This is a genomic window from Rhodococcus sp. RCBS9, assembly GCF_029457415.1.
In the GTDB taxonomy this organism is placed as follows: domain Bacteria; phylum Actinomycetota; class Actinomycetes; order Mycobacteriales; family Mycobacteriaceae; genus Rhodococcus_F; species Rhodococcus_F qingshengii.
In genome coordinates, this window is the sequence record NZ_CP120422.1 from 5,821,513 (window position 1) to 5,848,145 (window position 26,633).

Annotated in this window: 1 protein-coding gene; it reads right to left on the bottom strand. The window is 64.6% G+C overall.

Features of this window, described 5'->3' with window-relative positions; all coding sequences use genetic code 11:
* Positions 1–21 precede the first annotated feature (21 nt).
* Positions 22–26,598: a non-ribosomal peptide synthase/polyketide synthase gene (locus P0M12_RS27325; protein ID WP_277377117.1), complete on the bottom strand. Its 26,577-nt coding sequence runs from the start codon at positions 26,596–26,598 to the stop codon at positions 22–24.
* Positions 26,599–26,633 lie beyond the last annotated feature (35 nt).

Genomic DNA, 26,633 nt, shown 5'->3' on the forward strand with positions numbered 1-26,633 from the left:
CATACCCATGTCGAACCTGGTTCAGACACCCCACTGAGCGATAACTTCTCGCAATCGTACAGCTATGGTTGCCGCCGGACCCGGTTCGATCATCTGGTTGTGTTCGCAATCGACTTCGGTGACTCGGATGTCCCCTTCTACAAACCTTCGCCATTCGGCGACATCGTGTCCGTTCTCCGTAGATCTTCCGGCTACGAAGAACTCGATGGCTCCAACGTGGACAGGCGGTTGGTGCCGATTCGTCAATTCGACGGAGTGGGAGTAACCGCGACTGATCCGCGCCAGATGCTCCGCTTCGATTCCGATTCCGGCACCCAGGGTCTGCTCCAGCAATTCCGCCGCTTCTTCGAAGGTCTCGACCGTCTTGGATCCCGCCGGCATCGCGAGCCCGGCCAGTAGTTCGGAGACCGAGAGTTCTGCGGGCTGATCGGAATCCGACGACGGATAGCTGTCGAGTATCGACAGAGTCACGTCACGTCCGCTCCGAGTGAGGCTGTGTGCCACGGCGTGTGCGATCACGCCGCCGAGCGACCAGCCGGCCAGATGGATCGGGCCGGTCGATGCCACGGCTGCAATGCGATTCGCGTAGTCGTCGGCGAGTTCGGTCAGCGAGTCGAAGCTGGGCCCGCCGCTCAGGGACGGTAGCTGAAGACCGTAGACGGGTTGATCCAGCTCGAGATGCTTGACGAATTCTGCGTAACCCCAGGACAATCCGATACCCGGATGGACGAAGAACAGTGGTGCACGATCGGATCCGGCGCGCAGCGTGATCATCGGGGCGAGAAGATCCGACGAATCGTCCGGCGAGTGTGCGTCCATTCCGTCGGCAGCCCGGGCGACTCCGGCAGGTGTCGGATCCAGGAAAAGCGATTGCAACGGCACTCGCATCCCGAGACGCTTCTCGAGTTCGATGGTGATTCGAGTGGCCACGATCGACGTTCCGCCCAGTTCGAAGAAGTCGTCGTCGACGCCGATGTGCTCGTGCCCGAGCACGGTCTCGAAGATGTCGACGACCGTTCGTTCGGTGTTGTTTGTCGGCGGTGCGTACGGGACCGTGCGTCGCTCGAAGCTCGGGGTCGGCAGTGCCTTGCGGTCCAGCTTGCCGACCGGTGTCACCGGAATGCGGTCGACGACGACGATCGCGCCGGGAACCATGTGCGCGGGCAGGCGAGAAGACAGATGGCGGCGAAGCTCCCAGTCGTCGACGGTCTGTCCTTCCACGGGCTGGATGTAGGAGGCGATCATCGTCTCCCCCGACGGCGCTTCGTGCCCGAGTGTGGCGGCGAAGTAGACGGATGGGTGTGCCATCAGGACAGAGTCGATTTCGCCGAGCTCGATGCGGAATCCGCGGACTTTGATCTGGAAGTCGCTGCGGCCCAGGTATTCGAGGGTGCTGTCGGAGCGCCAGCGCACCAGGTCGCCCGTGCGGTACATCCGCTGGCCTGGTTCGCCGAACGGATCGGCGACAAATCGGTCGGCGGTTAGGTCGGGACGATTGTGGTATCCCCGGGCGAGTCCGGGGCCGGTCACGTACAGCTCCCCGATGACTCCCACCGGCACGGGCTTGAGGTGCCCGTCGAGGACCAGTCCGGCAAAGCCGATGGCCGGTCGTCCGATGTTGATGTCCTTGCCCGGCCGCATGGGTTCACTGACGCTGGCCTGGATGGTGGATTCGGTGGGTCCGTATCCGTTGAACATGCGACGGTCGCGGCCCCAGATGTCCACGAGTTCGGGTGGGCAGGCCTCGCCACCGACTGCGAGTACGCGGAGTTCGGGTAGCGCGGAGCTTTCGATCGAGCTGAGCGCGGTCGGAGTGATGAACGCGTGTGAGACGTGTTCGTCGGCAAAGATTTCGGCCAACTCGGATCCGCCGAAGACCGTCGGTGGGATGACGACCAGGCACGCTCCGCTGCCGAACGCCATCATGAGTTCGAAGACCGAGGCGTCGAAGCTCGGTGATGCCAGGTGAGAGATCCGCGAATAGGGCTGGACGTTGAATCTCTGATGTTCCTCGGCGTTGAGGTTTGACAACCCGAGGTGGGTGACGATGACGCCCTTCGGCTTCCCGGTTGAACCCGAGGTGTAGATCAGGTACGCGGGATGCCCGTGATGCAAGGGGATCGTGCGGTCGCGATCGGTGATCGCGGCTGCGCTCTGGGCGTCGATCTCGTCGACGGTCTCGGCTTCATCGAGGACCATCCACTCGACCGTGTCGGGAAGTTGACTGCGGTGAGCGTCGTCGGTGATGCCGAGTACGGCCCGCGAATCGTCGAGCATGTGGTTGATGCGATCGTCGGGATAGTTCGGGTCGACCGGCAAGAACGCTGCACCGGTTTTCGTGACCGCCCAGATCGCGACGATCTCCGCAGTGGACCGCGGCAGACCCAGCGCCACAAAATCTTCGGGACCGACGCCGCGCCGACACAGCGCGCGCGCCAGCTTCGTCGATTCCTCGTCGAGGTCGCGGTAGGTCATCGACCTCTCGCGACTCGAGAGGGCTGGGGCATCCGGGTTCGAGGCGACTGCTTCGGCGAGGATCTCCGGCCACACCCGCGCTCGAGTCGCGGCGGCACCGGATGCCGGCACCAGGGCAGCTGTTTCATCGGCGCCGAGGATGCCGATGTCGGCGATACGTGTTGCGGGTTCGCGTCCGACAGCGTCCAGGATCAGGCGCAGTCGGTCGGCAAACCGACGAATGGTGGCGGGTTCGAAGAGATCGGTTGCGAAGTCGAAGGCTGCGGACATCCCAGCCGGGATGCCGAACTCGTCGAACTTCTCGTCGACGATCAGCTCCAGGTCCTCCTTCGCGAATTTGGTTTCCACGGTCAGTCCGTCGATGTCGAGGCCGGGTAGGTGGAAATGTGCGGGTTCGTTGTTCTGAAGTTCGAGGGCGACCTGGAACAACGGTGAGTACGACGTGGATCTGGTTGGGTTGATGACGTCGACGAGCCGTTCGAATGGCAGGTCCGAGTTCTGGAATGCGGCCAGGTCGATTTCCCGGACGTGCTCCAACAGGTCGGCAAACGTGATGTCGGGATCGACGCTGGTTCGCAGGACCAGTGTGTTGACGAACATTCCGACGAGATGGTCGAGCGCTGCCTGACCTCGGCCGGCGATCGGTGTGCCGATGGTGACTTCGTCGGCGCCCGACAACTTGGACATCAGCACTGCGAGCGCGCCGTGCAGCGCCATGAACATCGTGACACCGTTTGCCCTGGTGAGGTCCGCGAGGGCGCGGTGGGTGTTCGCGTCGATGTCGAAGGTGAATCGGTCACCGTGGAAGGTCTGTTGCACGGGTCGCGGGTGGTCGGCGGGCAGTGCGATGACGTCGTCGAGTCCGGCGAGTTGCTCACTCCAGTAGTGCAATTGGCGACTGATGACGGATTCCGGGTCGTCTTCCGATCCGAGGACGCGATGCTGCCACAACGTGAAGTCTGCGTACTGCACCTCGAGCGGCGCCCACGTGGGCTCGATCCCTGCCGTACGCGCCAGGTAGGCCGTCATCACGTCGCGTGCGAGCGGCGCCATCGACGAACCGTCGGCGCAGATGTGATGGACCACGACAAACAGAATGTGAACGGGTTCAGCGGTGTCGAGTCGGAACAGTGCCACGCGCAGCGGCAGGTCCACCGACACGTCGAAGCCGGTCGTGGCGAGTCGTTGCATGCGCTCTGCGAGTTCGTCCTCCCCCAACGTCATTTCACGGACCGGCGGTACTGCCTCGTCGACGGTGAGCACTTGCTGAATCGGATCGCCGCCGACGGCGGGGAACACCGTCCGCAGTGTTTCGTGCCGCTCGACGACGTCGGCGATGGCCTGTTGCATGGCCGTGACGTCGAGGTCACCGGTGAGGCGAACAGCTAGTGGGATGTTGTACGCGGCTGAGCGTGTGTCGAATTGGTTCAGGAACCACATGCGCTTCTGCGCCAACGAGAGCGGGACGCTGCCATTGCGCTCCATGGGAGTGAGCGGCACAGTGCCGACGGCAGTGACAGCGCTGGAGAGCCGTTCGGCGAGCTGAGCCGTCGTCGGTGCCTCGAACAGCACGCGCACCCCGACGTCGATGTTCAGTGCGGAGTTGAGCCGCGAGACCACGCGAGTGGCGATCAGCGAGTTGCCGCCGAGCTCGAAGAAATTGTCGTCGACGCCGACCCGTTCGACGCCGAGTACGTCGATGAACGCATCGGCGATCCGACGTTCGAGGCTGGTGCCGGGCGCCCGGAATTCCACACCGGTTCCGGTGAACTCCGGCGTCGGCAACGCTTTTCGATCGAGCTTGCCGACCGCGGTGCGCGGTAGCTCGTCGACGATCATGATGCTGGCCGGAACCATGTGCGAGGGAACACGTCCGGCGAGGTGCGCGGTGATCTCTGCCCCGGTCAGCGTCGATCCTTCCTCGACGGTGAGGTAGGACGCTAAAACTGTGGCGCCGGCCGGTCCGTCGACGCCGAGTGTCAAGCAATTCGTGACACTCGCCATTGCGGTGATCTGGGCGTCGACCTCGCCGAGCTCGATGCGGAATCCGCGAATCTTGACCTGGAAGTCGCTACGCCCGACGTATTCGATGGTGTGATCGCTTCGCCAGGAGACGATGTCGCCCGTGCGGTACATCCGGTCGCCTGGCTTGCCGAAGGGGTCGGCGACAAATCGCTCGCTGGTCAGGCCGGGACGCCGGTGGTATCCGCGAGCCAGGCCGATGCCGGCGATGTACAGCTCACCGGGAGCTCCGACGGGTACGGGTTGCAGGCGCGAATCGAGGATCATCTCGTGCACGCCGCGGATCGGTCCACCGATCGTGATGGGTGCGCCCACTGTCATGGGTTCGCTGATGTCTGCCATGACGGTTGTCTCGGTCGGGCCGTAGGCGTTGACGAATTCTCGTCCGGGAGCCCAGAGGCCGACGAGATGCGGCGGTAGTGTCTCTCCCCCGACGACGACGTGCCGGAACTCGTCCAGGCCGGCCGGGTCGACGGTGGCGAGTGCTGCCGTGGTGACGAACGCGTGAGTGACGTGTTCGCGGCGGATGAGACTTGCCAGTTCGGCGCCGCCGTAGATGTCGGTCGGGACGATCACCATGGTTGCTCCGACACCGAATGCCTGCAGGTACTCGAAGACGGCTCCGTCGAAGCTGGGGGTGGCGAAGTGCAGGGTTCGAGAGTGGTGATCTGCGTGGAATCGACGCTGCTGGTCGAGTGCGAAGCTGTCGAGTCCGGTGTGGGTGACGACAACTCCCTTGGGTCGGCCGGTGGATCCCGAGGTGTAGACCACGTAGGCGGCGTTGTCCATGACCACCGGTGCACGCCGTTCGTCCTGGGTGATCGGCAGCGTGCAACTGGTGGCGACGTCGTCGTCGAATGCCTCTTCTCCGAGCACCAACCAGGACACGATGGGTGGAAGTGTGTCGATGGCGTCGACGACGGTCAACCCGAACAGCACCTCGGAGTCGCTGAGCATGTGTTCGATTCGGTCAGCCGGATAGGTGGGGTCGACGGGGACGAACGCTGCGCCGGTCTTGGCCACCGCCCACACCGCGAGTACGGATTCGACGGACCTTTCGATGCCGATGGCAACCGACGTCTCGGGCCCGGCGCCGCGGCGAATCATGGCTCTGGCCAACTGGTTCGAGCGCCGGTCCAGTTCGGCGTAGGTCATGGAACGGCTGCCGGCCGAGAGCGCGATGCGGTCGGGATAGGTGGCAGAGACGTCGGCGAGAATCTCTGGGAGCGTTCGCGCGGAGCGCCCCGGGGAGCCGAAGACCGGCGCAAGATCACGGCTCTCGAACTCCGTGAGAACCTGCAGACGGGCCAGCGGCTGATCCGGTGCCGAGGCGAGTTGCCCGAGGACGATGCCCACGCGCTCGGTGATCTTGGCGACTTCGCGGGCGGAGAAGTGCGTCGGCAAGTACTCCATCTTCAGATTCAGCGTGTCACTTTCGGACGCCACCACGGCAATCGGATAGTGCGCCGAGTCGCGTCCGTCGATGCCGAGAACGTGCATTCCCGCGATGTCGGTTTCGGCGGTCAGGGCTGTCTCGTCGACGGGATACGACTCGAATACCGTCAGGGTGTCGAAGGAGCCGGCGGCGCCGACTGCTCCGGCGATGTCCGACAGTCCGATGTGGTGGTGGTCGAGCAATGACGCTTGCTCGGATTGGACGCGAATGGCCATTTCGGCGAGGGTTTCTCGGGCGTCGAGGCGGACTCGGACAGGCACCGTGTTGATGAACAGGCCGACTATCGATTCCACGCCGGGCACCTGTGGTGGGCGTCCTGAGACCGTTCCGCCGAAGACGACGTCGTCGCGTCCGAGAAGTTCGGCGAGCACGATTCCCCATGCCACCTGTACCAGGGTCGCCATGGTCAGGCCGCGGCTTCGCGCGAACGCTCGAAGAGTCTCGGTTCGTTCTGTCGGCAGCGAGTACGAGTGGATTTCACTTGCCACGGTTTCGGCGGCGGTGTCTGCCCTCGAGAGGTGGGTGGACGTGTCGACGCCCCGTAGCGCTTCTTGCCACGCCCGTAGCGAAGTCTCGGGTTCTTGCTTCGAGATCCAGGAGAGATAGTCGCGATACGACTGAACTCGGGGCAGAATCTCGGGGTCACCGTCGGTTGCGTAGAGAGTGAGCAGGTCTCGAAGCAACAGCGGGGTGGACCAGCCGTCGAGCAGGATGTGGTGGTTCGTCACGACGAGGCGTGCTTTGTCCGGTCCGATTCGCACGAGCATGAAGCGGATCAACGGGGCTGTTTCCATGTCGAAACGATGAGCGCGATCGCGTTCGAGCAGCTGACCGAACGCGACTTCGCTGTCTTCGGCTCCGGACAGGTCGATCTCGGCCCAGCCGATGTCGACACCGGAACGGATCACCTGCAGTGCCCGCCCTCCCGGTGCGGAGACAAATCCCGCGCGCAGGCTCGGATGACGATCAACCAAGGCCTGCGCGGCGCGGCGCAGGCGCGGCGCCTCCACCCGACCCCCGAGCTCGAGGGTCAGTTGCACCATGTACGGGTCGATTTCGGTTTCGTCGAACTGGGCGTGGAAGAGCATGCCCGACTGCAGAGGTGACAGTGACCAGATGTCGGTCAGGTCGGGGAATCTGCGCTCGAGCTGTTCGATGCTCTGTTGATCCGCGGTGACGAGATCGAGATCGGTGGGCGTGAGCTCGCGCTCGGAGTGTTCCTCCACGTATTCACTCAGTGCGCCCAGTGCTCGGGCCCAGAGCTCCGCCAGTTCGGTGACTTCGGCCTCGCTGAGAATGCCGCGGGGGAAGGACCACGTAGCGCGCAGAATCGGACCGTGTGCGGTATCGGTCGTGACGGCGTTGATGTCGAGCACCGACGCGGCGGCCAATTCGCCGCTGTGCGCTTCGTCGAGGGTCACTTCCGAGATCGGCAGCCACGGCACTTCGCCGTGCTCGGGATCCGAGCCGGCAAATCGTCCGAGGTAGTTGAACGAGATCTGCGGCGTGGGCAGCTCACGAAGTTCCTCGTTTCGATCGAGGTACTTCAGGATGCCGAACCCGATTCCGTTGTCGGGCAGGCCGAGCAGCGTTTCCTTGACGAGTTTCACGGCGGAGGCGGCGGTTGATCCCCCGGCCAGTGCATCGACGACATCGAGTCCGGTGAGATCGATCCGGACGGGGAACAAGGTGGTGAACCAGCCGACCGTGCGCGAGAGGTCGGCGCCCGGTACGGCGTTCTCCTCGCGGCCGTGCCCTTCGAGGTTGACGAGCACGTCCCCGCTGCGCTGTCCGCGCGATCGACGCCAGGCGGTGACGGCAATCGCGAGAGCAGCGAGCAGTCCGTCGTTCACCGAGCCTCCGAAATGCTGAGGCACCGTCGAGATGACGTTCTCGGTCACGGAGGTCGGAACGTCGACGCTGACGCGGTCGACGGTGGCTCCGACATCGACGGCTGGGTCGAGCCCGCGTGCCCCGAGCAATGGCTCGTCGGTCCGCATTCTCGACCACAGGTCGATCTCGTCGCGTCGCTGCGCAGCGGTCTCGGCGAGCGCTGTCGCCCAGCGACGTATCGACGTTCCGCCCGGCGGAAGTATGGGTGTTTCTCCGTCGAACGCCGAGGCATAAGCAGTGACCAGGCCCGGGACGAGCATGCGCCAGGACACACCGTCGACCGCGAGGTGATGAAGGACCAGGAGCAACCGTCCGGCTTCGGCCCGGTTGCCGTTCGAGCTGACGGGATCCAACCAGACTGCGCTGATCATCTTCCCGTGTTCGGGATCGAGGCGGCTGGATGCGTCCTGCATCGCGGTTTCCGCAGCGGCGACGAATTCTTCGCCGCTGGTGGACACGATGGAGGTTCGGCGCAGGATGTCGGGGGCGGTGATGCTCCCTGGCTCGCGGATCTCGAGTTGGTGAGTCGCGGCGTCCAGGCGCGCCCGCAGCACGTCGTGACGATCGAGGATCGTTTGCAATGCTCGTTCCAGCGCGGGGCCGGAGACATCCGCGGGCAGTGCGATCAGCGCGCTCTGGCTGTAACTGCGGATCGTGCTCAGGTCACCGCGACTGCGTTCGACGAGCCACTCCATGATCGGCGTGAGCGGTAGCGGGCCGGCTCCCCCGCCGGGTAGCTCCGTGAGAATCGGTGCCGTTTCCGATGATTCGATGAGGAGCACTTTGGTGAGGCCGGCCACGGTCTTCGCTTCGAAGACGTCCCGCGGAGTGAAGACGAGGCCTGCGGACTTCGCCCGTGAGACGAGTTGGATCGACATGATCGAATCGCCGCCGAGACCGAAGAAGGAATCGTCCACTCCGATACTGCCCCGACCCAGCACCTCCGCGAAGAGGTCCGCGAGGACCGCTTCGGTAGCGGTGGCCGGCGCCCGCGTCGCCTCGGTTGTTCCCGTGACGGTGAAGTCCGGAGCCGGGAGGCTGCGTCGGTCGAGCTTTCCGTTGACCGTCAGTGGAAGCGATTCGAGGACGACGATGGCGGTGGGCACCATGTACTCCGCGAGTTCGGCGGCGACGAAGTCGGTCACCGTCGCTGAATCGACGGTACTGCCTGTTTCGGCGACCACGTACCCGACGATCCGCGGTGACGCTCCCTCCGTTCGAACAAGTGCTACCGAGGCAGCGACGCCGGGGCAGCGGAGCATTGCGGCTTCGATCTCGCCGAGTTCGATGCGGAAACCACGCACCTTCACCTGGAAATCACTGCGGCCCACGTACTCCAACTGCCCCGCGTCGTTCCACCTCGCCAGGTCCCCGCTCCGATACATTCGATCCCCCGAACTACCGAATGGATCGGGAAGGAACCGCACCGAAGTCAATGCGGGTTTCCCGAGGTATCCCCGAGTCACCTGATCACCGGCGACGTACATTTCGCCGACGACACCTGGTGGTACCAAGTTCAGTCGCCGATCGAGTACGTAGACGGACAATCCCGGTACTGCTCGCCCGATGATGCTCGCCGACGCGTGCTCGCTGTCGTTGCGGTCGAGTGCGATTCGACTGACGTGCACTGTCGTCTCGGTGATCCCGTACATGTTGACCAACGTCGGAGCCGTGTCGGCCCGCCTGTCGTACCACTTGCGTAACTGCCCGAGGTCGAGCGCTTCGCCACCGAAGACGACGTAGCGCAGTGCAAGGTCGGGATCCGTGCCGTTCGGTGAGTACGCACGGTCGGCTTCGGCGAGTTGGTAGAAGGCGGTGGGTGTTTGGTTCAGCACCGTCACTCGCTCCCTGCGGAGCAGTTCGTGGAACATGTCCGGTGATCTGGTCGTGTAGTAGTCGACGACGACCAGCCGGCCCCCGTGTAGCAGCGGCCCCCACAGCTCCCAGACGGAGAAGTCGAATGCGTACGAGTGGAACATGGTCCACACGTCCGTGTCGTCGAACCCGAACGTCGGGGCGGTGTTGTCCATCAGAGTCAGCACGTTGCGGTGGCTGACCTGGACACCTTTGGGGCGCCCTGTGGATCCGGAGGTGTAGATGATGTACGCGATCGCGTCGGGCAGAAGTGGTGTCGTCCGGTCCGCGTCGGTGATGCGATGGGGCGCGGAGTGATCGAGGCGTACCGCGATCTCCGGCGATCCGAGTTCGACGACGTCTATGCCGGATTCGATGATCTCCGAAGGTAGGTCGCTTCGGAAGTCTCCGGTCGTGACCAGGCATACCGGCCGCGCGTCGTCGAAGAGGAACCGCATGCGCTCGGCCGGGTAGGTGATGTCGACCGGCAGGTATGCCGCTCCGGTTTTGATGACGGCGACGAGGGCCAGCACGAGATCGGTGGTTCTGGGCATTGCAACAGCCACCACGGATTCCGGACCGATACCGCGGCCGATCAGGAGCCGCGCCAGGCGGTTAGCGCGCCCGTCCAGTTCGGCGTACGTCATGGCGCCGTCGCTGTCGTTGACCGCGGTCGACGACGGATGTGCTGCAACAGCCTCGAAGAATCGGTCCGCGATGTTGTCCGCTGGAGCCGGTTCGGCGTGAGTGTTCCACTCGGTCAGCATCTGTCGACGCTCGTCGGCGCTCACGACGTCGATGTCACCGGTAGGAGTCGACGGCTCTCGGGAGACCGCCTCGAGGATGGTGAGCAGTCTGCGTGAGAACGAATCGATCAAGTCACCGTCGAACAGGTCTGTGGCGTAGATGAATTCGGCGTCGATGCCATCCGTTCCGCCATCCGCGTCGTAACGCTCGGTGACCGAGAGTTGCAGATCGAACTTGGCGACGGGTAGGTCGAACTCGACTCCCGAGACCGACAGCCCCGGCAATTCGAGTTGTGGGAGTGCATTGTTGCGGAACTCGATGAGGATCTGGAACAACGGAGTGTGCGAAGTCGAGCGTTCCGGGTCGAGTGCGTCGACCAACCTTTCGAAGGGCAAATCGGTGTGCTGGAACGCGCCGAGGTCGCCTTCGCGAACCTGGGCGAGGACGTCCTCGAACGACGCGTCGGGCGTGATCTGTGTTCGCAGCACGAGAGTGTTGACGAACATACCGACCAGGTGATCGAGTTCGGCCTCGCCGCGGCCGGCGACGGGTGTCCCGATGGCGATGTCCTCGGTACCGGCCAGGCGCGCCGCAAGTACCGCCAGTGCTGCGTGCATGAGCATGAACATGGTGGTGCCGTGCTCACGTGCCAGGTCGGTCAGCGCCCGATGGGTCTGCGGCGATACCACGAACCGGTGGACCGAGCCGACCATGGACGGCTTTGCCGGACGTGGGAACGACGTCGGCAACGCGATCGGCTCGCCCAGTCCCGCGAGTCGGTCCTTCCAGTAATCGAGCTGACGGGTCAGAGCCGAGTCCGGATCTTCCTCGGAGCCGAGCACTTCGTGCTGCCACACAGCGAAGTCGCCGTACTGCACGGCCAGTTCCGACCAGTTCGGCGCACTGCCGGCACTGCGGGCCGCGTAAGCCGCTGCCACGTCCGCTGCGAGGGGGTTCATCGAGAACCCGTCGGCGACGATGTGGTGGACGACGATCACGAGTACGTGCCTGCGCTCGTCCCCGTCGACGCGCAGGACCGCGCAGCGGATCGGAACTTCGGCCGAGGCGTCGAAGCCTGCCGAGGCCAGCTCGAGGATTCGATCGGACACTCTGGCAGCAGTGACGATTTCCGGCTCCAGGATCGGCATGACCTCGTCGCTGGACATCACCTGCTGAACCGGCTGTCCGTCGATCGAGGGGAACTTCGTCCGCAAGCTCTCGTGGCGCCCCAGTACGTCCGCTACCGCGGCCTGCAATGCGGCGAAGTCCAGATCGCCGTCGAGGCGCACTGCCAGGGGAACGTTGTAGGCGGGGGACGTCACGTCGAACTGGTTGAGGAACCACATCCGCTTCTGTGCCAGTGACACGGGCAGTGGGTCCGGGCGGGATCGCCGAGTCAACGGTGGTCTGGGGTTCTCTCCGCGGCCGACGCTCTCCGCCAGACGCGAGAGCTGCCGAACTGTCGGAGACTCGAACAGTCCTCGAACGCCGATGTCGGTGCCGAGAAGTGCGTTGACGCGGGCGATGACGCGGGTCGCGGTCAGTGAGTTTCCGCCGACGTCGAAGAAGTGAGTGTCGATACCGATCGGAGACACTCCGAGCACGTCCTCGAAAACGCCCACCACCAGCCGTTCCAACTCGGTGGCCGGTGCAGTGAGTGTCTCGGCATCGGTGTCGAAACGAGGCGCCGGAAGAGCAGCCCGATCGACCTTGCCGACGCCGGTCAGCGGTAGTTCGTCGAGCACGACGACGCTTGCGGGCACCATGTGTGCCGGCAGTAGCTCCCGTGCCGCCGCCCGGATGTCCTCGGCGCTCACCCGGCGTTCGTCGTCGCAGACGACATATGCCGCCAAGGCCTGCTCGTCGGAGGGTCCGCGCACCGCCAACGTGACCGCGTACTCCACGCCGGGCAGCTGACCCAACGCCGTGTCGACCTCGCCGAGTTCGATACGGAAGCCGCGGATCTTGACCTGGAAGTCGCTGCGTCCGAGGTACTCGATGGTGCGGTCGCTGCGCCAGCGCACCACGTCGCCCGTGCGGTACATCCGCTCCCCCGGCTCGCCGTACGGGTTGGCGACAAATCGTTCGCTCGTCAGTGGTGAGCGCCCGTGATAGCCGCGCGCGAGTCCGACTCCGGCGACATACAGTTCGCCGGGAACTCCGACGGACACCGGTTGAAGTCTGCGATCGAGGACGACCTCGCTGAATCCGCGGTTCGGCGGTCCGAGATAGACCTTCTCGCCGGCCGGGATGGGGTCGCTGAGGTTGCAGGAGATGGTGGTTTCGGTGGGTCCGTAGACGTTGACGAACGATCTTCCCGGCGCCCAGGTGCGCACCAGGTCCGCCGAGGGCGCCTCGCCGCCCACCGTGATGGTGGTCAGTTCGTCGATTCCCTCGGGATCCACCGACGTCAGCGCTGCAGGCGTGATGAACGCGTGGGTGACATGTCCCTCGCGGAGAACGTCGGCCAGTTCGGTTCCTCCGTAGACGGTGGTGGGAGCTACGACCAGTTCGCCGCCGACGGCGAAGGCGAGCAGGTACTCGAGAACGGAGGCGTCGAAGCTCGGAGAGGCGAAATGCAGTGCGCGTGAATTCTCGGTGAGACCGTAGCGATGACGCTGTTCGTCGGCGAAGTTCTCGAGACCGGTGTGCGTGACGACGACGCCCTTGGGTCGGCCGGTCGAGCCCGAGGTGTAGATGAGGTAGGCGGTGTTCTCCAACCGCGGGGTTCCCCGGCGCTCGTCCTCGCGTAGCGGCGCCGCGGATACTCCGGAGAGCCGAGCGATGCTCGTCGGGTCGTCGAGTTCGAGCCACTTCGTCACACCGCCGTCGCCGGGTCTGTGGGCGGCCGTGGTCAATCCGAGCGAGGATGCCGAGTCCTCGAGCATGAACGAGATCCGGTCACTCGGGTAGCGAGGATCGATCGGCACGAAGGCGGCGCCGGTCTTGGTGATCGCCCAGACCGCTGCGACGGATTCGAAGGAGCGTTCCACACAGATCGCCACCCGTGAGTCCGGGCCGGCGCCTTCCGAGATGAGCACGCGCGCCCACTGGTTCGACGCCTCGTCCAGCTCTCGATAGGTCATCTTTCTCTCACCACAGGACAGTGCGACCCGTTCGGGGAATCTGCTCGCGGTGTCCGAAAAGATGCGATCGAGTGTCCTGACCGAGCGGCCCTGCCGGCCGCGCGCGGGAACCAATTGCTGCACTTGCGAATCCGGCATCAGGCGCAGTTTCGCCAGCGGGAGATCCGGTTGCGCGGTGATCAGCTCGAGGGTGCGGAGCAGCCGGTCGGCGATCGCGTCGATGTCGTGATCGCCCAGGACTCCCGGGAAATACTCGAATTTGAGCCGCAGTCGCCCGTCTGCCGCAGAGGCAACGATCGCGAGTGGATAGTGCGCGGCATCCTCGGCGTCGTGGACGTCGAGAACGTGCATTCCGGCTATGTCGGTACCGGAGGAGAGTCCACCGCGGTCGACGGGATACGACTCGAACACAGTCAGCGTGTCGAACGATGCAGCGGACCCCACAGCCGAAGTGATATGCGAAAGCCCGACATGATGGTGATCGGACAACCGCGCCTGTTCCGCTTGGACGCGAACGCACAGCGCCGCCAGGGACTCTCGCGGATCGAGGCGAACTCGGACGGGGACGGTGTTGATGAACAAACCCACCATCGACTCGACGCCGGACACCTGGGGTGGTCGGCCGGAGACGGTTCCACCGAAGACGACGTCGTCGCGGCCGAGGAGTTCGGCGAGCACGATTCCCCAGGCCACCTGGATCAAGGAGGCTGTCGTCAGGCCACGGGAGCGGACGAATCCACGCAGAAGTTCCGTCTCACGTTCTCCGAGCGCTGTGGTCGTCGAGCGTGAGGTAGCGCCGTCCTCGTCGACGGCGTGAGTTCCGGTGAGCAGCGTCGGGTCGTCGAGTCCGCGGAGTGCTTCGCCCCAGGCCTCGATCGACACGCTGTCGTCGCGAGTGCTGATCCAGCTCAGATAGTCCCGGTAGGGGTGTACGCGTGGGATGGCACTGTGATCACTGTCTGTCGCGTAGAGCGTCAGTAGGTCGCGGACCAGCAGCGGCATCGACCATCCGTCGAGGAGGATGTGGTGGTTGGTCAGGATCAACCGATACGCGTCGTCACCGGTTCGCAGAAGCAGGAACCGCAGCAGGGGCGGAGTGGCCATGTCGAAGCCGCGGACCCGATCCGCATGGAGAAGCTCGCGTATCTCGGTCGCCTGTTCGGTGGGGGCCAACGGAGAGATGTCGATCTCGGTCCACGGCACGTCAACGTCTGCGTTGATCACCTGCACCGATCGTCCACCGGTGTCGGTCGTGAACGCCGCGCGTAGGTTCTCGTGTCTGTCGAGCAGTGCCTGTGCGGCACGGTGCAACCGGGACGCGTCGACGCCGTCGAGTTCGAGTGCGAGTTGGACGGTGTACGCGTCGACTGTGTGTTCGGCGTAGCGGGCGTGGAAGAGCAGTCCGGATTGCAGCGGTGAGAGGGACCAGACGTCGGTCAGTGTCGGGAACTCGCGCTCGAGGTGGTCGATGGAATCCTGGTCGAGGTCGATCAGGTCGATGTCGGACGGGGTGAGTCCCCCGCGTTCGCTGTGTTCGGCATAGGTGGCCAGCGCGCGCAACGCCTGCACCCAGAGGTCGGCGATGGCGCGAGCATCGCGCTCTGCCAGCACGCCGGTGGGATAGGCGATAGTGGCACCGATGTGCGGTGCGCCCGAGATCTCGGTGGTGACGACGTTGACGTCCAGGACCGAACCCACTGGCATCTCGGACCGCGCTGCCGCTTCCAGATCGACGTCCCGGGCCAGTGCCCAGTCCCCCAGTGACTCTCCTGCTTCGGTGCCGGAGAAACGGCCCAGATAGTTGAACGAGATCTGCGGTTGGCGGAGGTCTTCGAGTTCCGCTCGACCCACCTCGTCGAGGTAACGCAGAACTCCGTAGCCGATGCCGCTGTCCGGAACACCCAAGAGTTCTTCCTTGACACGCTTGAGCACCACCGCTGCCTCTGGGGCGCTGCTCATCACTTCCGCGATGTCGATGCCGGCGAGGTCGATCCGCATCGGGAAGACGCTGGTGAACCAGCCGACCGTGTGCAGGACGTCCGCACCGGGCACCACGTGAGCTTCGCGTCCGTGGCCCTCCATCGAGATGAGCACGTTGTCGGTTCGTATGCCCTGTGCCTGCCTCCACTGCGTCAGTGCCAGTGCGAGAGCAGCAACGAGACCGTCGTTGACTGATCCACCGAAAAGCGCCGGAAGCGTGGTCAGGACTGTGTCGGACAGTTCGACGGGTACGTCGGCGACAACTCGGCCGACCGAATCGAACGTGTCGAGCCGCGGGTCCAGCGGCCGGGTTCCGATCAGCGGGTCGGCACCTTCGAGTATCGAACGCCACCGGGGCAATTCGACTCTTCGATCGGGCGCGATGTCGCGGAGCGCATGCGACCAACGACGAACCGACGTGCCCGAGTACGACGGCTCCGGTTCCTCGCCTGCATCGATGCGGTGGAAAGCCGACGCAAGTTCCGGCACGAGGACGCGCCAGGAGACACCGTCGACGGCGAGGTGGTGGATCACCAGGAGCAGCCGGCCAGTGTTGCGCACGCCGGACAACCAGACGACCCGCACCATCACGCCCCGGCCGGGGTCGAGTTCTCGGCGCGCACCGTCCAGTGCGTCGACGATCGCCGCGTCGAACACCGCGGTGCCCGGCTCGGCCTCTACCTCGATCACCCGGCAAATATTCTCGGCTGCAACAGATCTCGGCTCGCCGACAACAAGCCTGCGCTCGCCGTCGAGCTCGAGGCGTGCGCGAAGGATGTCGTGACGATCGAGAACAACTTGAAGAGCCGCGGTCAACTGCTCCACACTGTGAAGCCCGTGCGGCGCGTTGAGAAGAGTCGCTTGGGAGAACGAATCGAGACCTCGGAGATCGGAGCCGAGCCGGTCGAGCCACCACTGAGCCACCGGCATCAACGGCACGTGGCCCACGCCGTCTCCGGGAAGTTCCTCGAGCACCTCGGGTTCGTCGTCCTTGGTCGATGCCAGCAAAACCGCAAGACCGGCGACCGATTTCACCTCGAAGACGTCACGCGGGGTGAAGACGAGCCCGGCATCGCGGGCACGGGCGACGAGCTGAATCGACATGATCGAATCGCCGCCCATCGAGAAGAACGAGTCGTCGACGCCCACCGATTCGACACCGAGGACATCGACGAACAAGGCGGCCAGCGTGCGTTCGGTATCGGATTCGGCGGCCCGCGAGCGTGCCTGGGTTGCTCGCAAGTCGGGAACCGGCAGGGCTCGGCGGTCGAGCTTTCCGTTGGCAGTCATCGGCAGTTCGTCGAGAACGACCACGACCGCAGGAACCATGTACGGGGCCAGAGCCGAGCCCGCGAACGCGATGACGGCCTCGGGATCCACAGTCTGAGCGTCGTTGGCAGGCACGACGTATCCGACGATCCGTGCGGCGCCTCCGTCACGTTCGAGCGTGGTCACCACGGAATGTGCAACGCCGGGATAGCGAGCCAGAACTGCCTCGATCTCGCCGAGTTCGATGCGGAATCCGCGAATCTTGACCTGGAAATCGCCTCGACCCTGGTACTCGAGTTCGCCGTTCTTGTTCCACCTGGCGAGGTCGCCGGTTCGGTACATCCGTGTGCCCGCACTGCCCGCGGGATTGGGCACGAATCGTTCGGCGGTCGTGCCGGCGCGGTTTCGGTAACCGCGGGCGAGTCCGTCGCCGCTGACGTACAGCTCTCCCGTCACTCCGACCGGGACGCGGTGCAGGCGATTGTCGAGGACCCACGCGGTGATGCCTGTCGACGGGCGACCGATCGTGACTCGATCGGTCGGGGACATCGGCTCGGTGATGCTGGCGACGACCGTCGATTCGGTTGGTCCGTAGGCATTGATCATGATCCGGTGATCGCTGACCCAGGCGGCGACGAGGTCGGGTGGGCAGACGTCGCCGCCGGTTCCGATGCACACCAGCTCGTTCAGTCCGCTCGGATCGACCGTGGCCAGTGCGGCTGGTGTGATGAAGGCGTGCGTGACGTGCTGGTCGGCGATCAGACTCGTCAGTTCGGTTCCGCCGATGATGCTCGGTGGGGCGATGACCATCGTGGCCCCGGCACCAACAGCCATCAGGAGTTCGAGAATCGAGGCGTCGAAGCTCGGTGAGCTGAAATGCAGCGTGCGCGAGGTCGACTCGACGCGGAAGCGACTGCGTTCCTGCTCGGCAAGTGCCGAAAGCCCACGGTGAGTGACCATGACGCCTTTGGGGACGCCGGTGGAACCGGAGGTGTAGATGACATAGGCCGGGTTGTCCAGGGACACCGCAGCCAGCAGCTCCGAGGCATCTATCCGCTGATCACCGATCTGTTCGAGGGTTGCGAGTGTCTTTGCCTGATCGAGCAGAACGGCGTCTGCCTCGTCGGGGACGACACCCACATGCTCGGCGGTGGTGAGAACGACGCCCGCTCCCGAGTCGTTGATCATGTGGTGCACGCGGTCGACGGGATACGCCGGGTCGACGGGTACGAATGCAGCGCCCGACCGGGCAACCGCCCAGATCGCGACCACGGATTCCAGTGAGCGTGGTAATGCCAGGGCGACAACGGATTCCGGACCGACCCCGCGGCTGATCAACAGTCGTGCAAGCCGGTTGGCGCGGCGGTCCAGATCGGAGTAGGTCAGATGGCGGTCGCCGAAAATCAGTGCAGTCCTCTGCGGTTCGTCGACGTACTTCCGCTCGAGCAACGTCGAGAAGTGAACCTGCTCGGGAAGTTCCGGTGCGACGGCGCGAATCGTGTCGAGATCACTCACGAGATCGATGTCGCCGACCGGCGTGTGCGGTGATTCGGTGACAGCACCGAGAATCCGAACCAGGTATCGAGCGAAACCTTCGACGGTCGACTCGTCGAACAGGGCGCTGGCGTAGGTGAACCCGGCCTCGATTCCCGCCGGCCGGCCGTCGTCGTCGAAGGTCTCGGCAAGCGTGAGTTGCAGATCGAAATTCGAGACGGCGGATTCGAGTTCGAGGACCTCGACGTCCAAATCCGTCAGACGAACTGCTGGCCGAGTGGTGTTCTTGAACTCCAGCATCACCTGGAACAACGGTGAATGCGACGTCGACCGCTCCGGAGCCAGCGCATCGACGACGCGCTCGAAGGGGACGTCTGCGTGAGCGAAGGCGTCGAGGTCGGTGCTGCGAACTCTGGCCAACAGATCGGTGAACGAGGCGGCGGGGTCGACGTCGGCGCGCAGGACCAACGTGCCGACGAACATACCGACCATCGGATCCAGCAGGGCATTTCCGCGCCCGGCGATCGGTGAGCCGATCGTGATGTCTTCCATGCCGGACAATCTCGCCACGAGCACTGCGTATGCGGCGTGTACCGCCATGAACATACTGCTTCGGTGTTCGATCGCGGTTTCGCTCAGACGGCGGTGGATGCCGGCATCGATGTCGAATCGAACGACGCCGCCCGAGAGATCCTGCACACGCGGACGCGGTCGATCTGCGGGGAGCGCAAGAAGTTCGGGAACACTCGCCAGTTGACGTGTCCAGTACTCGAGCTGACCTGCAAGAGTGCTGTCCGCTTCGTCGATCCGACCGAGAGCCCTTTCCTGCCAGATGGCGAAGTCCGCGTACTGGACCGGAAGAGGAGACCAGTCGGGCGCCTCACCTCGATGCCTTGCCGAGTACGCGCTCATCACGTCGAACGCCAACGGTGCCATCGAGAATCCGTCGGCGCAGATGTGATGGACGACCACGGTCAGGACGTGATCTTCTTCGTCGACCTCGATCAGTTCCGCCCTGATCGGTGGAGCCTGCGTGACGTCGAAGCCCCTCGAGGTGAGACGTTCGATCTCCCCGAGTACCGCTTCGGCGTTTGCGGCGACAACCGGCAGCGCGCCCAACGCTTCACCGGGTTCGACGATCACCTGCGCCGGCACTCCCTCGATCATGGGAAACAGCGTGCGCAGCGATTCGTGGCGAGTAAGCACGTCGGTGATCGCGCCCTCCAACACGGCAACGTCCAACCGGCCTCTCAGCCTGATCGCTATGGCGACGTTGTACGCCGCGGACGTGACGTCGAATTGATTGACGAACCACATGCGCTTTTGTGCCAGCGACAGCGGGATCGTCTGTGGCCGCGGCAATGCCTCGAGCGGAAGGACTGCCGGTCCCCCTCGTGCCGTGGCGCACTCGACCGCCAACTGCGCAACGGTCGGCGCGTCGAACAACTCTCTGATCGACAAGTTCAACGACAGCGAATCGTTCACGCGCGCCACAGCGCGTGCAGCGACGAGGCTGTTTCCGCCGATCTCGAAGAAGTTGTCGTGAACACCGACTGCCCCGGATTCCAGAAGCTCCTCGAAGATCGCCGCCAACTGCGCTTCGAGCGGTGTTCGCGGCGCCAGATACGTCTGCGAGCTGTCGAAGCTGGGCGCGGGCAGAGCCTTCCGATCAAGCTTGCCGGTCGAACCGAGAGGGAACACGTCGAGGGCGATGACCACAGCGGGAACCATGTAGGCCGGAAGGAGACCTCTCAACTCGGTGCGTAGGCCGTCCGTGTCGATCGAAGTGCCGGTGTCGGCGATGACGTAGCCGACCAAACTGTCACCGACCACGTCGTCGTGATGGACGAGAGCAGCAGCTTGCGCGACACCGGGCAGCCTGAGCAATGCTGCTTCGACCTCGGCGAGTTCGATGCGCTGCCCGCGGATCTTGACCTGGAAATCGCGTCGACCGACATAGTCGAGCAGCCCGTCGGCGCGCCACCGGACGACATCACCGGTTCGGTACATCCGGGTGCCAGACGGGCCGTACGGGTCGGCCACGAACCTGTCGGCGGTGAGATCGCTGCGCCCGAGGTATCCACGCGCCAGTTGCACTCCCGCCAGATACAGCTCGCCGTGAACGCCGACCGGAACCGGATGCAGCCGCCCGTCGAGGACATAGAGCTGGGTGTTCCACACGGGCGCACCGATGGGAACGGTGACGGTCATGTCGGGGGTGAATTCGGCGGCGCTGACGTCGACGGCAGCCTCCGTGGGTCCGTACAGGTTGAACAGTCCCGCAGAACTCAGACGGGTGAACGCCTCCGCAGTGGTAGGCGCGAGCGCTTCACCGCTGCAGAACACCTGACGCAGGCTCGCACACTGCCCGGCAGTCGCGGCAGCGACGAATTCCGCGAGCATCGACGGAACGAAGTGCGCCGTCGTGACGCCTTTTTCGGCAATCAACGCCGACAGGTACCCGGGATCACGGTGCCCGTCCGGTTCCGCGATCACCAACTGCGCGCCGGTCTGCAGGGGCCAGAACAGTTCCCACACCGAGACGTCGAAGGTCACCGGGGTCTTGTGCAGCACCACGTCCGACGCGTGAAGGGGGTACGTGTCCTGCATCCACAGCAGGCGATTGACGATCGAACGGTGTGATACTGCAACACCTTTCGGTCGACCCGTCGATCCGGACGTGAAGATCACGTAAGCAGCATTGTCCGGGCGGAGGGGTCCGAGCCGATCAGCGTCGGTGATCGGCGCCGTCGTGGACACCTGACGATCGAGATCGACGTCCACGATCGGGACTCGCGCGGGAAGAGCGCCGTGGTCCTGGGGCCGGCTCAGCACGCAGATCGGTTCCGCGATGTCGAAGACGTACGCGATGCGCTCGGCGGGATGATCGGGATCCACCGGGACGTATGCCGCACCGGCACGGATCACGGCGTGGACCGCGACGAGTAGTTCCGGTGACCGTCGAATCGACACCGCGACGCGCATGTCCGGGCCGACCCCGCGGGCGATGAGGGTTCTGGCAAGTTCACCGACCCTCGCGTCGAACTCCGCATAGGTCAGTGTCCGCTCGCCGTAGACCAGCGCGGCCCCCTCGGGTGTCCGGGCTGCCTGCTCCGCCACCAGGTCCGAGAGGGTGGTGATCGGTACGGCGTGTTCGGTGGCATTCCAACGCTCGAGGACCAGTTCCGCCTCGCCCGGAGCTGTGAGATCGACGTCGCCGACGACGGATTCCGGGTAGGCAGCTACCGCGTCGAGGAGCATCGTGAAGCGATCAGCGAGGCCGGACATGGTGTCCGAGTCGAAAAGCTGGCTGGCGTAGTTCAACTGGCCGTCGAGATGGTCGCCGCGGTCGGTGAGAATGACCTGAAGATCGAACTTTGCCGCGCCCGTCGACAGTTCGTCGACCGTGACCTCGAGCTCGGGCAAAGTGACCTCGGTGGGAGCGGCGCCCTGCATCACCAGCATCACCTGGAACAGCGGCGCCTGGTTGTCTGCGAGGGATTCGACGAGTACGTCGTACGGCACTTCGGTGTGCTGCAAGGCCGCCACGTCGACGTCGCGGACGCGGGTGAGAACTTCACCGAAGGTGAGTCCCCCCTCGAGAACCGTCCTCAGCACCACCGTGTTGACGAACATTCCGACGACGTCGTCGAGAGCGCGCTCGCTCCGCCCGGCCACCGGAGTGCCGATCGTGATGTCGTTCGCTCCGGATTCTCGGCTGAGCAGGACGGCCAGCGCGGCGTGGATCACCATGAACACGCTGACATCGCTGCGCGCCGCGATCTCGCCGACCCGGCGGTACGTCGCGGAGTCGATCCGGAAATCGAGATCGTCACCGCGCAGCGAGACACCCGCAGGGCGCGGATGATCCATCGGCAGTTCCGCGAGCTCACCGCGTTCGGTGAGCGTGTGCGACCAGAACCGCAACTGCTCGGCAAGAATCGAATCCGGGTCGGACGCTTCACCGAGCGCTCCGCGTTGCCACTCGCTGAAATCGCCGTACTGCACTTCGAGTGGCAGCCACGCCGGCACGCGTCCGCTCGCCCGCGAGGCGTACGCCACCATCACGTCACGAGCCAGCGGCGCCATCGACAGCCCGTCTGCTGCAATGTGGTGCACGACGAGGACCAAGGTGTGCTCGCGTTCGTTCACCTCGAGCAGAGTCGCGCGGATCGGCACCGATTCGCTGACGTCGAATCCCTCTCGCGCGAGCTCACTCGCCCGCGCCGAGGTCGCTGCGGCAGGCACCGTTTCCACCTCGAGATGATCGAACATCTCGTCCACATCGAGAACGTGCTGGACGGGGCCACGCGCACTCTCGGGGAAAACGGTCCGTAAGATCTCGTGTCGAACGATCACGTCCCGCAGCGCGGTGAACAGTGCATCGACGTCGAGATCGCCGGTCATCGAAACCGCGATCGGAATGTTGTACGCCGGCGAACTCGGATCGAGTTGATTGGTCAGCCACATTCGTTGCTGCGCCAGAGATACCGGTATCCGGTCAGGGCGATCGATACGCGTCAGTGCCGGGGCACGTGTGTTCCGCGAGTCCGCGAGGTCGGCACGTGCTGCCAGAGCGGAGACGGTCGGCGCCTCGAAGAGGTCGAGAACGCTCAGCGTCGTTCCGAGAGCTCCGTTGACTCGCGACACGACGCGGGTCGCGATCAACGAGTCACCGCCGAGGTCGAAGAAACTGTCGTCTGCTCCCGCCCGGGTGATACCGAGCAGATCGCAGAACACCGCCGAAATTCGCTTCTCGGTCGAGGTCTCGGGGGCACGGTATTCAGCCGACCCGCCCACAGAATCGATGTCCGGTAACGCTTTCCTGTCGATCTTTCCTGCCGGAGTCAACGGAATGGAGTCGAGGACGACGATCCGCGCCGGAACCATGTGGGCTGCCAACGAAGATCTCGCGTGGGCGACCAGCTCGGAGTTGTCGATGTGTGTGCCCGCAGCCGCCGTGACGTACGCCGCCAACAGTGTTTCCCCACTCGGGCCCGCAACTCCGGCGGTGACTGCCTGTGCGACGCTCGGGTGGCGGCGCAGCACGTCGTCGATCTCGCCGAGCTCGACGCGGAAACCGCGGATCTTGATCTGGAAGTCGCTCCGGCCGAGGTACTCCAGCTCACCCTCGCCGTTCCACCGCGCGAGGTCACCCGTGCGGTACATGCGCTCTCCCGCAACACCGTTGGGGTCGGCAACAAATCGTTCGGCCGTAATCGTGGCACGCGCGTGGTACCCGCGCGCCAAACCGACACCGCTCACATAGAGCTCGCCGGCGACACCGATCGGCACCGGTTGAAGCCGCGAGTCCAGGAGGACGGTTGCGGCTCCGCGCATCGGCTTCCCGATGGTGACAGGAACATCGCTGCTCAGCGGTCCGGTCAGAGTGGCGACGACGGTGGTTTCGGTCGGTCCGTACGCGTTGAACATCGAGCGTCCGTGTGACCACTGATCCACCAGCGCGGGTGAGCATGCGTCGCCGCCGGTCACGACCACTCGTAGATCCGGTAGGCCGGCGGGATCGACTGTTGCCAGCGCGGCCGGGGTGACGAAAGCGTGGGTGACCCGTCCGATACGCATCACCTGTGCCAGTTCGTCGCCGCCGTACACGGTGGGCGGCGCGATCACCATCGTTGCCGCGCCCCCGAAGGCAAGGAGGAGTTCGAGGACCGAAGCGTCGAAGCTCGGCGAAGAGAAATGCAGGGTGCGGTCTCCAGGTTCGACTCCGAACCTGACTCGTTCTTCGTCGGCGAAGCTGCTCAGCCCGCGGTGACTGACCACGACGCCTTTGGGGACACCGGTGGAGCCGGACGTGTAGATGAGGTATGCCGGATCGTCGTAGCTCAGGCGCGTACGCCGCTCGGCGTCGACGACCGGTGCATCGGAATGGTGCGAGGTGTCCAGTTCGTCGAGGAGCAGCCAATCCACCGAATCGGCGAGCCCGCCGTGGTGCTCCCCCACACTGATTCCGACTACAGCTCCCGAATCGGTGAGCATGTGCCGAATACGATCCTCGGGGTAGTGCGGATCGATCGGGAGGAAGGCACCGCCGGTCTTGGCCACCGCCCACGTCGCGGTCACCGATTCGAGAGACCTCGACAGCGCAAGGGCGACATAGGTGCCGGGGCCGACTCCCCTGTTGATCAGTTCACGGGCGAGTGTGTTCGACTCGGCGTCGAGATCCCGGTAGCTCACCTCACGATCACCGAAAACGAGCGCTGGAGCATCGGGGTTCACAGCCGAGGCCCGGCGGAGAATATCGGGGAGGGTCAACGGGGAGGACGCGGTCGCTCCCCGCGCCGGTACCAGGGACTCACGCTCGAAGTCGTCGAGGAGATCGAGGTCTCCGACCGGCGTTCGCGGGGCTGCTGCTGCGCCTGCAAGGATCCGCACCAGTCGCGAGAGGAAGGCTCGGACCGTGGATTCGGCGTAGTGCTGCGTGGAGTACGCAACCTCGAGGGCGCCGGTATCTGCGTGGACGTCGATCGCCACGTCGAGGCCGGCAATCGTGGTCTCCTGCGAGCCGTCGTTGAGGTGGACGTGCAACTCGGGCAGTGCGGGGACACCTGCCGCCGATCGAATCGACAACGTATCGCGTTCTCGAGCAAGAGAACTCACGAACTCGTCGAACGGCGCCGCCGGATCGACCTCGCAGCGCAGGGGCAAAGTTCCCCACTCGGTCCTCGTTCCGATCAGCACGTCCCGGCGCTCGGTCGATCTCGACAGCAACGAAGCAAATGCGGCATGGACAACGGCAAAGAGGGAGACGCCTTCCGTGCGCGCAAGTTCGGCGACCGCGGGATCGAGTGGGACGCTCAGCCGATTCGTACCGGTGGGCTCCGATTCGGCGTCGATTCGCTCGAGGCCCAGTGTCTCGAGGTCCAGTGTGGAGCCCTCGTCGGAGTCCCCCAGGTATCTCGCCCAGAACCGCTCGAGTTCCCTGCGCTGTGCACTGCGCGCCCCTGCCTCGGCACTTGCCGGATGAATCCGGTTCATCGGCGTACCGGCCGGTGCTGCTGTCAGTTCTGCGACCAACTCGGTGAACGCCCGGTGGTGCTCGGCCAGTTCGTCGTGGCCGTAGCGATTGGGGTTTCCGCGAAAGTCGATCAACGTCTGCGCCGGATCGCCGCTCTGGTACACGTTGACCAGCAGATCCTCGACCGGACCCGACGTGACGATGTGATACTCACCGGTCAGTGGCCCGAGGGTTATCTCCTGCCGGAAGAGCATCACATTCATCATCGGGCCGGACAGACGCGCGTCGCCGACGGTCAGACCGGCATCACGCCGGATGTCCTCGAGGCTGCATCGCTGATGACGAAGCGCACCGAGAAGTTCGAGTTGCACGCGCCCGACCAGATCGTCGACACTTTCGTCCGGGTTTACGTGGATGTGTAGCGGCGCGACGTTGACCAGCATTCCGCCGGACCGCTGCAGCGGTGCCGTCGTCCTCGCGGAAACCGGCAGGTTGATCAGCACGTCGTCGTAGCCGGTACTGCGGGACAGGTAGCACGCCAGTGCCGAAATCAACACTGCGGCCGGAGTTGCACCGGAACGTGAATTCCACTCGTCCAAGGCAGCAAGGCTGTTCGCCGACATCGCGGCACTGACAAGTTCACTGCGTGCAGTCGGGGGTCCCTCACGGGTGGCCAACGTCGAACCGTGTTCGACGCCCGACACACGCTGGGCCCAGTACTCGCGGTCGGCTTCGAATCGGCTCGATTCGCGGTACTTCTGGTCGAGCTCGGACAGCGTCGTGACGTCGAGCGCCTTGTTCACCGCAGGCTCTCGACCTTCGACGGCTGCGGTGTAGATCGCCGCAATCCGATTGACGATCGTCATACCGCTGTATCCGTCGAGAGCGACGTGATGAATCCTGGTGTACCACAGGTAATCCCGATCACCAGTTTGAAGAATTGTCATCTCGACGAGACGATCGCGAGTCAGATCGAGCGTCGTCGCGTAATCGTTGTCCATCCACTCCGAGGCAGCCTGCCGAGGGTTCTCACGCTCGCGGAAGTCGAAGTAGTCGATGCCCGGGTCGATCGTGAAGTCCACGATCTGGCAGGGCTCCCCATCCGGGTACATCAACCGTAGAAACGGTGATTCGAACTCGTGGGCAGCCTCCACCGCGGCGCGACTGAGCAGTTGCATGTCCAAATCGCCGTGGACCTCGATGTACTGCGCGATGAAGTACGGGACCGTCGGGTGAAGTTGCTGCGCAAACCACATGCTGCGCTGCACCGCAGACAGGGGGAACGCTCCTGCCGGCAGGCTTCGCGATCCGGTCAGCGGGTCGATCCTCTTGTCGGTATCCATCACGACCACCCCCACACAGCGTTGTCACGATCAGC